Source organism: Arthrobacter hankyongi (assembly GCF_022012395.1).
In the GTDB taxonomy this organism is placed as follows: Bacteria; Actinomycetota; Actinomycetes; order Actinomycetales; family Micrococcaceae; genus Crystallibacter; species Crystallibacter hankyongi.
Window position 1 is genome coordinate 112937 of the sequence record NZ_JAKLTQ010000008.1, and the last position, 12633, is coordinate 125569.

Annotated in this window: 11 protein-coding genes; 6 read left to right on the forward strand and 5 right to left on the reverse strand. The window is 70.8% G+C overall.

What is annotated here, in order from left to right:
• Window positions 1-71: 71 nt before the first annotated feature.
• From LVY72_RS12580 to LVY72_RS12605, 6 genes are read left to right on the forward strand one after another with little or no spacing between them, the layout of a single operon-like run.
• Window positions 72-1268: a glycerophosphoryl diester phosphodiesterase membrane domain-containing protein gene (locus LVY72_RS12580; protein WP_237821329.1), complete on the forward strand. Its 1197-nt coding sequence runs from the start codon at window positions 72-74 to the stop codon at window positions 1266-1268.
• Window positions 1256-1960, forward strand: a complete 705-nt coding sequence (locus LVY72_RS12585; RefSeq protein ID WP_237821331.1) for a DUF4129 domain-containing protein — start codon at window positions 1256-1258, stop codon at window positions 1958-1960. The genes LVY72_RS12580 and LVY72_RS12585 overlap by 13 nt, the downstream gene beginning before the upstream one ends.
• Window positions 1957-3294: a DUF4350 domain-containing protein gene (locus LVY72_RS12590; protein ID WP_237821333.1), complete on the forward strand. Its 1338-nt coding sequence runs from the start codon at window positions 1957-1959 to the stop codon at window positions 3292-3294. Before LVY72_RS12585 ends, LVY72_RS12590 begins: the two co-directional genes overlap by 4 nt.
• Entirely contained in the window at window positions 3291-4310 is a 1020-nt protein-coding gene (locus LVY72_RS12595; RefSeq protein ID WP_237821335.1) for an AAA family ATPase, read from the forward strand. Before LVY72_RS12590 ends, LVY72_RS12595 begins: the two co-directional genes overlap by 4 nt.
• A gap of 22 nt (window positions 4311-4332) precedes the next feature.
• On the forward strand, window positions 4333-5625 hold the full coding sequence (locus LVY72_RS12600) for a DUF58 domain-containing protein (protein WP_237821338.1): 1293 nt from the start codon (window positions 4333-4335) through the stop codon (window positions 5623-5625).
• A 12-nt stretch (window positions 5626-5637) separates the two neighbouring features.
• Window positions 5638-6264 carry a DUF4166 domain-containing protein gene (locus tag LVY72_RS12605; protein ID WP_237821340.1) on the forward strand — a complete coding sequence of 209 codons (627 nt, stop codon included), beginning with the start codon at window positions 5638-5640 and terminating at the stop codon, window positions 6262-6264.
• Here the strand turns inward: LVY72_RS12605 and LVY72_RS12610 are convergent.
• The 5 genes from LVY72_RS12610 to LVY72_RS12630 form a co-directional block, all read right to left on the reverse strand.
• Entirely contained in the window at window positions 6261-7334 is a 1074-nt protein-coding gene (locus tag LVY72_RS12610) for a uroporphyrinogen decarboxylase/cobalamine-independent methonine synthase family protein (RefSeq protein WP_237821342.1), read from the reverse strand. The two genes, LVY72_RS12605 and LVY72_RS12610, sit on opposite strands and share 4 nt — an antisense overlap.
• Window positions 7324-7716: a chorismate mutase gene (locus LVY72_RS12615; RefSeq protein ID WP_237821344.1), complete on the reverse strand. Its 393-nt coding sequence runs from the start codon at window positions 7714-7716 to the stop codon at window positions 7324-7326. Before LVY72_RS12615 ends, LVY72_RS12610 begins: the two co-directional genes overlap by 11 nt.
• A gap of 9 nt (window positions 7717-7725) precedes the next feature.
• A complete protein-coding gene (locus LVY72_RS12620) occupies window positions 7726-9495 on the reverse strand; it encodes an HNH endonuclease signature motif containing protein (RefSeq protein WP_237821346.1) in 1770 nt (589 codons plus the stop codon).
• A 633-nt stretch (window positions 9496-10128) separates the two neighbouring features.
• Window positions 10129-11262 carry a tRNA 2-thiouridine(34) synthase MnmA gene (gene mnmA / locus LVY72_RS12625; RefSeq protein ID WP_237821348.1) on the reverse strand — a complete coding sequence of 378 codons (1134 nt, stop codon included), beginning with the start codon at window positions 11260-11262 and terminating at the stop codon, window positions 10129-10131.
• Window positions 11263-11310: 48 nt separating this feature from the next.
• Window positions 11311-12534 carry a cysteine desulfurase family protein gene (locus tag LVY72_RS12630; RefSeq protein ID WP_237821350.1) on the reverse strand — a complete coding sequence of 408 codons (1224 nt, stop codon included), beginning with the start codon at window positions 12532-12534 and terminating at the stop codon, window positions 11311-11313.
• Between the last annotated feature and the right edge of the window lie 99 nt (window positions 12535-12633).

Consider the following 12633-nt stretch of genomic DNA (forward strand, 5'->3'; position numbering starts at 1 on the left):
TCTATGAACTGTCCGGCGGAAACTATAGGCTGTTCGAAGGCTAACACTTTGACCAAAACAGGGGGATTTTCTTGAGCCACGGCCCAGTTCCGGACGGCCAGCAACCGCAGTGGGGACAACAGCCCCAATGGGGCCAGCAGCCGCAGTGGGGCCAGGCCCCCGGCTGGTCCCAGCCTGCCGGGCCCTCCCCCTCGGGGTATCCCGGGTACCAGGGCTACCCGGGCTACACGGCCCCGCCCAAGCCGGGGGTCATTCCGCTGCGGCCGCTGGGCGTGGGGGAAATCCTGGACGGCGCCTTCCAGGCTGCCCGCAAGAACGCGGCGGCGGTCTTCGGCACGGCTGTGCTGTTCCAGGTGGCCGTCAGCCTGCTGTCGTGGCTGGCCGGCGGCCTGCTGCTGTCCGTCCTGGGTGGGGCGCAGGTGCTGGCCAGCGAGGAACTCCCGGACGAGTCGCTGGTCTCGCTCGGCGCGTCGCTGCTGGTGTCCTCGGCTGTTTTGGGACTGCTCTCCGGAGTAGGTGTCCTGCTGCTGCAGGGCGTCGTCGCCATTCCGACCGCCCGGGCGGCGGTGAACCAGAAGACCGGATTCGCCTTGATGTGGTCGCTGGCCCGCGGCAGGATCTGGGCGTTGATCGGCCTGGGCCTGCTGTATCTGCTGCTGACTGTCATTGCCGTGGCCGCCATCGTCCTCGGAGCGGTCGTCCTCGCGGACCAGTTCGGTCCCACGTCGGCCTGGGGCATCGTCCTGGGCGTCTTGGCGCTGGTGCTCGCCTCCGTCTGGATCGGCATCAAACTGATGCTGGCCCCTGCCGCCATGGTGCTGGAGCGGGCACCGCTGTTCCGGTCGCTGGCCCGCTCCTGGCAGCTGACCAACGGCAGTTGGTGGCGCACCTTCGGCATCGTGCTGCTGTGCACCATCATCGTTTCGGTGATCACCTCGGTGATCAGCATGCCGATCTCCTTCGCGATGGGCCTGGTGGCCCCGCTCACCGGCGACCCGTCCTCGGCCGAGGACATGCTGGCGGCCATGGGACCGCTGACGCTTGCCTCGATGCTGGTCTCCTCGATCTTCTCCGCGATCGGCTATGCCTTCCAGGCCGCCGTCATCGCCCTGATGTACCTGGACCTGCGGATCCGGCGCGAAGGATTCGACGCCGTCCTGGCCCGCGAGCACGAGCAGGCGGCAGGGCTTGAAACCCACACCATCCCGGGCCTGGCCTCCGGCCCTGCCGGGCCGGCCCAAGCGCCGGGCACCCCGTGGGTCCGCTGATTGCCATCCTGGCCATGGGTGCGGTTCCCGGGGCTGCCCCCCGCTTTGACGCGCCCGTCACACCGGGGCCGGACGAGGCCCGCGAACTACTGATCCGGGAACTGGCCCGGCAGCCATACCAGGACGCCAAGCCAGGGCTGCTGCAGGACCTGCTCAACCGGTTCCTGCAGTGGCTCGAAGACCTGCTCACCTCGCTCAAGGGCCTGGACCCGAACGCCGGCACCCTGCTGATCGGGCTGACCGTCCTGCTGCTGATCGCCGCGATGATCTGGATTGTCAAACCCCGGCTGGACCGCCGCCGGCGGCGCGAGGCCGAGGTGTTCGACGCCGCCATCGTGCGCACCGCCGCCGAACACCGGGGCCTGGCCGCGGCGGCTGCGGCCCGGGGTGAGTGGAATACCGCCGTCACCGAACAGTTCCGTGCGCTGGTCCGCGCCTGCGAGGAACGGACGGTGCTCGAGGCACAGCCGGGCCGGACCGCCGATGAGGCCGCCGGGCAGCTCGGCCCCGTCTTCCCCGGCCACGCGGACAGCCTGCGCCGGGCCGCCGCCCGGTTCGATGCGGTGCGGTACGGAAATGTTCCGGCAGACCGGGACGGGTACCAGCGCATACGGGAGCTGGACACGGCACTGGCCGCGGCCGCACCGGTCTTCCCGGGGCAGCCCCTTCCGGATCCGGCGGTGCCGCGATGAGCGCCCCCGGGCCGGCGGAACTGGCCACGGACATGCCGGACACGGCGGCGGGGCCGGCTCCCGGCACGGAGCGGGACGGTTCCGGCGGTCCCGCGAAGACCGGCGCGGCTGATGGCAATTTCCGCAGCATCTCCAGCAGACGTTCCCGCACTGGTTCCCGCGGAGCGGTGCGCCGCTGGGGGTTCTGGATCCTGCTGTTGCTGCTGCTCGCCGGTGTGATGGTCCTGCAGCTGACCCGTTCGACCGGCGATGACCGCGAGCTCTCCCCCGGCAACGCCGGGCCCAACGGCGCCCGGGCCGTGGCCGAGGTGCTGCGCGGCCACGGCGTGCAGGTCCTGCTCCCCCAGTCCCTGGACGAGACCCGCCGGCTGCTGGAGGGCGCGACGCCGGCGACGCTGTTGCTGCACGACGCGGACGGCTACCTGCAGCCAGCCCAGCTGGCATCCCTGCAGGGCAAGTCAGCCAAGCTGGTACTGGTCGAGCCCTCGCTGCCGCAGCTACGCTCGCTGGCGCCAGGCATCCTGCCCGCGGGCCTGGTACCCACCGAGGGCAGCCCGCTGCCGGCCGGCTGCACGCTGTCCGGTCCGGCGGCTGCGGGGTCCATCTCGCGGGGCGGCCTAGCCTACCGGGGCGGTTCGCTGTGCTTCACCTTCCAGACCCGTGCCCAACCCGCCGGAGCCTACGCCTCGACGGACGGCGGCCGCACCGTGGTCCTCGGTGCCGGCCAGGTGCTCAGCAACGGACAGATCACGCAGGACGGCAACGCCGCACTGGCCCTGCACACCCTGGGCAGTACCGCAACGCTCGTCTGGTACCAGCCGACCGCCGCCGATGTGGCACTGTCCCGGGAACCGCAGGACCCGCTGAGCCTGCTGCCGGCGTGGGTCACGCCCGTCTCGCTGTGGCTGATGGCGGTCGGCGTGCTGGCCATGCTGTGGCGCGGCCGCCGGCTCGGCCCGCTGGTAACCGAGCCGCTGCCGGTGATCGTCCCGGCAGCGGAAACGGCGCAGGGACGCGCCCGGCTCTACCAGCAGTCCAGGGCCGTGGCACGGGCCGCAGCCGGTCTGCGCGCCGGCACCTTGACCCGGCTCGCGGCGCACCTGCGGCTGGGACCGGAGGCGGACTCCGCCGCCGTCGTCCGGGCTGCCACCGCCGTCCTGCACCCGGCGGCCGGCCCAACCGGCGCTGCGTCCGGTTCCCGGCATGCCGCCCTGCACTACAGTCCGGACCGGATCGAGCAGCTGCTGCGCAGCTACCTTCCCGGCACCGAAGCCGAACTGGCCAGCTGGGCCCAGGACCTGCTGGCCCTAGAGAAAGAGGTAATCCACCGATGAGCGAGCAGCACCACTCCAACCCGCAGCTCGAGGCCCCGTGGGACGAAGCTGCGGCCGGCACCGGCCCGGACCGGCCCCGGCAGGCGCTGCTGGAGGTCCGCGCGGAGGTGGCCAAAGCCGTGGTGGGCCAGGACGCCACGGTCACCGGCATGCTGATCGCCCTGCTCGCAAACGGGCACGTACTGCTCGAGGGCGTGCCCGGCGTCGCCAAGACGCTGCTCGTGCGCTCGCTTTCGGCGGCCCTGAGCCTGCAGACCAAGCGGATCCAGTTCACCGCCGACCTGATGCCCGGCGATGTCACCGGTTCGCTGGTCTACGACACGCACACGGCCGAATTCACCTTCCGCGAGGGCCCGGTCTTCACCAACATCCTGCTGGCCGACGAAATCAACCGCACGCCGCCGAAGACCCAGGCCTCGCTGCTGGAAGCCATGGAGGAACGCCAGGTCTCCGCGGACGGCGTCTCGCGCAAGCTCCCCGACCCCTTCATTGTCGCCGCGACGCAGAACCCGATCGAGTACGAGGGCACCTACCCGCTGCCCGAGGCCCAGCTCGACCGCTTCCTGCTCAAGCTGACGATGCCGCTGCCCGAGCGCGACGCCGAGATCGAGATCATCAGGCGCCACAGCCTCGGCTTCAATCCGCGCGATCTTGCCGCGGCGGGGGTACGGCCGGCCGCTTCCGCCGCCGACCTCGCCGCCGCACGCGCCGAGGTGGCGGCCGTGGCCATCTCGCCGGAGGTCCTCGGCTACATCGTGGACGTCATCCGGGCCACCCGCTCCGCCCCGTCCTTCCAGCTGGGTGTCTCGCCGCGCGGCGCCACCGCGCTGCTGAACACCGCGAAGGCCTGGGCCTGGCTGACCGGGCGCAGCTTCGTCACCCCCGACGACGTCAAGGCGCTGGCGCTGCCCACCCTGCGGCACCGGGTGGGCCTGCGGCCGGAAGCCCAAATGGACGGCGTCCAGGTCGACGATGTGCTGCTGAGCATCCTGGCCACCGTACCGGTGCCGCGGTGACGGCCGCACAGTCGGAGTCCCGATGGCCCTGACCGGACGGTTCATCCTGCTGGCGCTGGCCGGCGTCATCCCGCTGCTGCTGTTCCCCTCCGGCACGACCGCGCTGTGGTGGGTCCTGCTGCTCGCCGCCGTACTGGGCACCGACCTGCTGCTGGCGGCCTCCCCGCGCCGGGTCATCGTCCGGCGGACAGTCCCGGCCAATGTCCGGCTCGGCCAGGATTGTGCCGCGGTACTGGAATTGACCAACACCGGCAGGCGGACCCTGCGCGCCCGGGTCCGGGACGGCTGGCAGCCGTCGGCGGGAGCGGCCGATCCGGTCCAGCAGCTGTCCGTGCCCGCCGGTGAGCGGCGGACCATGACGGTCCGGCTGCGGCCTCAGCGCCGCGGCGACCTGCGGGCCCATCATGCGGCCATCCGATCCTTCGGACCGTTGGGCATGGCGGCGCGCCAGCGCACGCTGGACGCCCCGGGAGCGGTACGGGTGCTCCCGGCCTTCCGGGCCAAGCGCCACCTGCCGTCCAAGCTGCGCAAGCTGCGCGAACTGGACGGCCGGGCGGCAGTGCAGATCCGCGGTGCCGGCACCGAATTCGATTCACTGCGCGACTATGTGCCGGGCGACGATGTGCGCTCGATCGACTGGCGGGCCACCGCCAGGCGCCAGGCTGTCGTCGTGAGGACCTGGCGCCCGGAACGGGACCGGCGCGTTGTGATCGTGCTGGATACCTCGCGCACCTCCGCCGCACGGATCGACGACGAACCGCGGCTGGACACCGGCATCGAGGCAGCGCTGCTGCTGGCGGTCCTGGCCGAGCACGGCGGGGACCGGGTGGATTTCCTGGCCTTCGACCGGCGCGTGCGGGCACGGGTGAAGTCCACCGGCAAGGCCAACATGCTCAACCAACTGGTCACGGCGATGGCACCGCTGGCACCCGAGTTGATCGAGACGGACTGGAGCCAGCTTCCGGCCCAGGTGCAGGCGGTCGCCTCGCACCGGTCGCTGGTGGTGCTGCTGAGTGCGCTGGACTCGGGCGCCGCCGAGGAGGGCCTGCTGCCGGTACTCGCGCAGCTGACCGCCCGGCACATGGTGGTGGTGGCTTCGGTGCGGGATCCGTACCTGGACGAACTGCGCCAGCGCCGCGGCACGGCGACCGAAACCTTCCGCGCGGCGGCGGCCGAGCATGCCCTGCTCGAGCGGGCCGCCGTCACGGCGGCCATCCGGCAACTGGGGGCCGAGGTGGTCGATGCCACCCCGCACGAACTGCCGCCGGCGCTGGCCGATACCTATATCCGGCTCAAGGCCGCCGGACGGCTCTAGGAGGGGCGGCCCATGTCCGTTTACCGGCTGGCGATGGGAGCCGGATTCGCCCGGCTGCAGCCTGAACTGCAGGACTATTTCGACCTGGATCCGGCCGGCCCCCTGGCCTGCGGCACCGGGACCGGGACCTTCGACGTCGCCGGCTGTCCGCTGCCGGCGCTGCGGCCGCTGCTGCGGCTGTCCGCCCGGGACCGCTCGCTGTTTCCGGAATACCAGCGCAACGTCCCGTTCACGATCGTGAACCGCGCCGGGCTGGACGCCGCCGGACGGCCGGCGCTGAGCGCCGTGCGGACACTGGAATTCGCCGGCCGGACCCGGATCATGGAGGACGTGACCGTCTGGGATCCGCAGCGGGGCGTGCTGCTGGACCGGGTCGGCCGCAGCGGCCTGCTCAGCACCGACCTGGAATGCAGCGCCGGTGCGGATGGCCGCATGCGCCTGGTGTCGCGGCGGAGCCGCCTGCTGGCCGGACCGTTGTCCCTGCCGCTGCCCCGGCTGCTGGAGGCGGCCGCATTCACCGAGCAGTGGTGGGATCAGGCCGAGGGCCGGTTCCGGATCCGTACCAAGGTGATCCAGCGCCAGCTGGGCACGGTGCTCGAATACGACGGCGCGTTCAGCTACCGGCCCGGGTCACCTTAAGCTTCGGCGACGACCTGGTTCAGGGCGTCGGCCACCTGCCCGAGCCGGGTCAGGACCAGCCGGGCGGCGTCCAGGCTGTGGCCGGCGAGCCCGGTGGACGGGGTGATGCGCAGCTGCGGCAAGCTGGCCGCGGGCAGGCCCAGTTGCCGCCATGGACGCAGCACGGACTCCACCAACTGCCTGACCTGCGGCAGGGGCGCCGCCGGGTCTGCGGTGTGCACGGCACCCAGCCAGATCCTGCGGTCCGATTCGACGGCGGCCGCGATGGCTTCCCACCGCGCGGTAGTCAGTCCCGCAGCCGGCAGGGCAAAACCGTCGACGCCGGCGGCTGCAACCGCCTCGAGTGCGGCGTCCTCGGCCGGAATGGCCAGCACGATTTCGACGGCGCCGGCCGCGCGCAGCGCATCCGCCACCTCCTGCCAGGTCCGCGAGACCTCCGGTGCGGGAATGGAGCGGAGTGTGCGGTAGCCGCTGGCCGTGGGAATGGACCCGGAGAGCACCTGGCCGATCTCCGGCTCGTCGAGCTGGACCACCAGCTGGGTACCGGCAGGCACCGCACCGGCCACCTTGGACAGGTGCTCGGCGGCACCGGCCGCCAGCGACTGGGCGATGTCCCGGCGGGCGCCGGCATCGAGCAGCGCCCGCTCGCCATAGTGCAGGTAAAGATTCGCGGCCAGGGACAGTGGACCGCGCAGCTGCAGTTTCAGCTGCCGGCCGGGGTTCTCTTCCGCCCCGACGACGTCGGCCAGAACGCTCAGGTCCGTGGCCAGGGCCGAAACGGCCCGGCGCTGGTCTTGCCCGGGCCGGTCCACCAGGCGCCAGCCGTGCGGCTGCAGGTCCACGGCCAGGTCGACCAGCATGGCGGCGGTACGCCCCACCGGATCCGAGCCGCTGCCGCGGTCCGGCAGTTCCACCAAATGCGGCAGGTTCGGCGCGCCCAGTTCGCCGCGGACGGTGCGCGCGGCTTCCACCGGGTCCGTCCCGGGCCAGCTGCCCAGCGCGGTGGCGGCGACGACGGTCGGACGTTCGGGTCCGCCGGCCGCAACGGACGCAGGCGCCTCAGCGGCCACTTGTCGGTTCTCCGACCTGTTCCGACTCAGCTTCGTGGTTCTCCGCGATGGCCTGATGGTGCCGGATGACCTCGGAAATGATGAAGTTCAGGAACTTCTCGGCGAACGCCGGGTCAAGGTGGGCCTCCTCGGCCAGCCGGCGGAGCCGGGCGATCTGCGCCACCTCGCGGTCCGGATCGGCGGCGGGAAGCTTGTACCGGGCTTTGAGGTAGCCCACACGCTGGGTCGCCTTGAAGCGTTCGGCCAGCAGGTAGACCAAAGTGGCGTCGATATTGTCGATGCTGCCCCGGACGGAAAGGAGCTCTTCCATCACTTCCGGGGCCACCTGGCCCGAGAGAGAACTGGCTGAGGGATCAAAGCTGTCGGCGTGCGGTTCAGTCATGCGTCCAGTCTATTGTTTCGTCCGATCCCGGTGCGCAGGGTACTCCTTGTGTGAAGTCGCTTCTGACTGAACTGGCTGGCCCGGTTCTGCCGCGATCCTGATCCGCCGTGCGGCGAGGTCTGCGGCCTTGAGCCGGTCGAAAAAGCCGTTGCGGATCCAGTCGCCGCGACTGACGGTGCCGAACGGCACAGCCCGCAGGGACCGGGGCGAAACGGCGGTCGGGCGGGCGTAGGGGATCCCGTCGATCATTGCCAGCTCCCAGGCGCCGGTGTGGATGAAGGTGTGGTGCTGCGGGCAGAGCAGGCACAGATTGCCCACGTCCGTCGGTCCGCCGCGCGAATACCACACCACATGGTGGGCCTCGCACCATGACGGCGGCCGGTCGCAGCCGGGGAAGATGCAGCCCTGGTCCCGGACCGCGATGGCCCGTCGCTGGGCGGGGCTGGCCAGCCTGACCGAGAGCCCCAAGTCCAGCGGGGCGCCGCGCGCGTCGATGACCACGCGCTCCAAGGTCGAATCGCACAGCATCCGCGCCATCGTGCCGGCCGAGATGCCGCCCAACTGTTCACAGGACGGCGGCCCGTATCCCGGGCTTTGCCCGGAAGCCCCGGCTGTGCCGCCCACCGGGCTGCGAGCCGGGGCGCAGGCAGAATCCGGGGTCGTACCAGGCGCCGATGTGCCGCCGCGAGCCTGATGCACTGCCCTGAGCTTCAGGAAGTCCTGAAGCGAGGTGACGATGCTGACCCGGACGGGCCGGCGTCCGGACCGTAATTTGGCGGCCTTGCTGCTGCCTGGGTCCTCAGGCAGTTCGAAGAGCAGGTCCCGTCGGGCCTGCCCGCAGCCTGCCGCGTCCCCGGCCGACAGGGGAAGCCCCAGGTGCCGCGCCCCGGCCCGCACGGCCTCCATCAGCGCGTCCGCCCGCCGCTGGGACGGGCTCCGTTCGTCGCGGGCCACCAAGTTGCCGTGTTCATCCTTCTGGTCCGGGCGGGGAGCGCTCAGTGGTTCCAGGATGCTCTTGAGCTCAGCCCCGGCATCCGGGTCCAGCTGGTAGTGGCCCCAGACCATGCCGGTCTGGTCCGTACCCAGGGTGACCGACCGGCGGTTGAAAGACTCCGGGTCGTAGTGGTCGTCCCGGTCCGCTTCCAGGGTGCGCAGGAGCCTGTCCGCAATCCGCTTGATCTCCGCGACGGTCGTCTTTGGCGCGTGCTCGGCCAGTAGCCCGGCAGCCTGTTCAATGACCGGCTCGGACTTCAACCGTTCCGGCAGTTGCTCCAAGGTGCGCACGGCCGTATCGGCGTGGGCCTTGGTGATTTGTCCGGCAGCCAGTAGCGCACCCAGCAGCCGAAGTTTCCCGGACGGCCTGCAGGCGGTGGAACCTGCCGTCCCTGCGGACAACCCGCTGCCCGCACCGTGGATCGCTGCGGCCGCCGCCACGTCGGCCTTCGCCCGGCCGGGCGCGACTCCCAACTGTGTCCTCAGGAACACCTGCACCGAACACGGCGTTCCGTCCCCCAAGGCACCCGCATCGGCCTGCTCGAGCCGTGCCACGGCGGCCAGGAAGGCGGCATCGAGCCGTCGGCCCATCCTGTCCAGCAGTCGCGCGACCACACGTGTTTCCCCGCCTGACAGGCTGGCGAAGTCGCTGCGCAGCAGGGAGTCCAGGCCTTCTCCAATCTGCTCCAAGGCATGGCCGACGGCGGGACACCGTTCCAAGCTGTCCGGGTTCCGAACCACTTCGCGCTGCACTCCGGGCGCACACCACAGGTCCGTTTCGTCCATGCTCACGTGTGTGCCGCCCGCGGCCCTGTCCACCGGGACGTCCGGCGTCCGAACCACGGCCGGTACCGCGGACGACAGCGGACCGGTCGATGGGCATGCCAGGACGAGGTGCCCGACCCGGCCAGGCGCAAGCCGGATCCGGGCCTTTCGTGCCGCAGTCTTCACGCATCCACCTCCGCATCGAGGTCCCCGGTGGTCACGGTGCATCCTCCAACGGCCCGGCACCGCATGGATACATGTCCTCGTCAGCATGGGCCCTTGGCGAGGCACAGTTGGTTGACGGCATCTTTCGCGGGGCCTTATGCCGTGCAGGCGGGCAGTCGGCAGGAGGGCATTTAGCGGCCAGCGCCGCCACCACCCGCCTGGCATACTCCGGAGTGATCTCCACCGTCGCCCACCTCCGTACGGATTATGGTGCCTGCGGCCCCGCTACTGAACGGAATTGCCTTAGCAGGAACGCTACGGCCTGCTACTGACAAAATAGCGACCGGCTTCCCCGAATGCCGCCATAACCGGACTGGCCTGACGTGCCCTAGGAAACCCCGTTCGCTACCGGCCTGAAGGCTATCGGCGGCCTCCGACGGTTTTGTTCCTCCCAGATCTGCTCCCGCAGCAGTGCCCCGTACCCGGGGGTCAGGAGACCTTGGCCGGATCCCAGCTCAGCGAGCGGGCGGAATCAATGGTGGCCTGCCCCAGCACGCGGCTGCCCTGGTAGAGCACCATCGTCTGCCCCGGGGCGACGCCGCGCATCGGCTCCAGCAGCGTCAGCACCAGTTGCTGCCGTCCGTCGGAGGACTCCGCCCTGGCCCTGGCCGGCACCGGGTCGCCGTGGGCGCGGACCTGCACCATGCAGTCGAACTCGGCCTGTGCTTCGACCTCGGGAACCGGCAGTCCGGCCCAGGACACCTTGATCCCGCGCAGCTGGTCCACCGCCAGCAGGGCCTCGGGCCCCACCACGACCTTGTTCTCCTTGGGCCGGATCTCCAACACAAAGCGCGGCTTGCCGTCCGCGGCCGGGCGGCCCAGCTTCAGCCCGCGGCGCTGGCCCACGGTGAAGGCGTTGGCGCCGTCGTGCCCGCCCACGACCGCACCGGTTTCATCCACGATGTCACCCGGCTGCATCTCGATCTTCTCGGCCAGCCAGCCGCGCGTGTCGCCGTCGGAAATGAAGCAGATGTCATGGCTGTCCGGCTTGTTCGCCACCGACAGGCCGCGCCGGGCTGCCTCGGCCCGGACTTCCGCCTTGGACGGGGTGTCCGCCAGCGGGAACAGCGAATGCTTAAGCTGCTCGTGCGTGAGCACGCCGAGCACATAGGACTGGTCCTTGGCCCAGTCCGCGGCCCGGTGCAGCTCCCGGTTGCCGTGTTCGTCCTCGACGACCTTGGCGTAGTGGCCGGTGCAGACGGCGTCGAAGCCGAGCGCCAGGGCCTTCTCCAGCAGTGCGGCAAACTTGATCCGCTCGTTGCAGCGCATGCAGGGATTCGGGGTGCGGCCGGCAGCGTATTCGGCCACGAAGTCGTCGACCACGTCTTCCTTGAAGCGCTCGGAAAAGTCCCACACGTAGTAAGGAATACCCAGGATGTCGCAGGCACGCCAGGCGTCACGGGAATCCTCGATGGTGCAGCAGCCACGGCTGCCGGTGCGCAGCGTGCCGGGCATCCGGGAGAGCGCCAGGTGGACGCCGACTACATCGTGGCCGGCGTCCACCGCGCGCGCGGCCGCCACGGCCGAATCCACGCCGCCGCTCATCGCTGCCAGTACCTTCATCACCAAATCCTTGTGTTCTCGTTGTCGTTTTGCCGCGCCGGTGCCCGGCTACGGCTGCTGCGTGCCGGCAGTCTGGATGCTGGAGGCATGCCCGGCCATGCCCGCTTTGCGGGCGCGGGCATAGGCCTCCGGCAAGGCGGCCACCAGTGCTTCAACGTCGGACTCGGTCGAAGTATGCCCGAGGCTGAAGCGCTGCGCCCCGCGCGCCTGTTCCTCGGACAGGCCCATGGCCAGCAGCACGTGCGACGGACGCGGCACGCCCGCGGTGCAGGCCGACCCGGTGGATGACTCCACCCCCGCCAGGTCCAGCAGGAACAGCAGCGAATCCCCCTCGCAGCCGGGGAAGGTGAAGTGCGCGTTGCCCGGCAGCCGCAGTCCGGCCAGCGAGGGATCCGGCGTGCCCCGCAGCACCGCTTCCGGAATGGCGGCGGAGACGCCGGCGATCAGCCGCTCGCGCAGCCGGGCCAGCCGGGGACCCTCCTCGGGCAGGTTCGTGACGGCGGCATCGGCCGCCGCCGCGAACGCCGCGATCGAGGGCGTATCCAAGGTGCCGGAGCGGACGTCCCGCTCCTGGCCGCCGCCGTGCAGCAGCGGCACCAGCTTCACGGCGCGGCCCACCAACAGCGCGCCGACGCCGACCGGGCCGCCGATCTTGTGCCCGCTGATGGCCATCGTGTCCAGGCCGGAGGCGGCAAAGGAGAGCGGCAGCGAGCCGAAGGCCTGCACGGCATCCGAATGCACCGGGATGCCGTATTCATGGGCCACCTGGACAATGTCCGCAACCGGCTGGACCGAGCCGACCTCGTTATTGGCCCACATCACGGTGACCAGGGCGACCGCCTCCGGATCGGCCTCGATCTCGGCGCGGATGTCGTCCACCGACACCACACCGTTCTCATCCACCGGCAGCCAGCAGGCCTGGGCGTCCTCGTGGCGTTCCAGCCACTCGACGGTGTCCAGCACGGCATGGTGTTCCACCGGAGAACAGATGATCTTCCACCGCCGCGGATCCTGGTCCCGGCGCGACCAGTAGAGTCCCTTGACCGCCAGGTTGTCCGCCTCGGTTCCGCCGGAGGTGAAGACCACCTCCGAGGGATGGGCGCCGGCGGCGGCGGCGAGCACCTCGCGGGCCTCCTCGACGACCCGGCGGGCATGCCGGCCGGAGCCGTGCAGGGAGGAGGGGTTTCCGCAGCGGCTGAGTTCACGGGTGAGTGCGGCCAGGGCCTGCGCCGAAAGGGGCGTGGTCGCCGCGTGGTCAAGATACACGGGCACGGTGCCATTTTACCGGCCGGAGCAACGAGGCACGAACCGGCCCCGGTTCCCGTTGACTTGCCCCCGGCCCGTTCCTATGGTCGGAGCAGGCCACCGGCG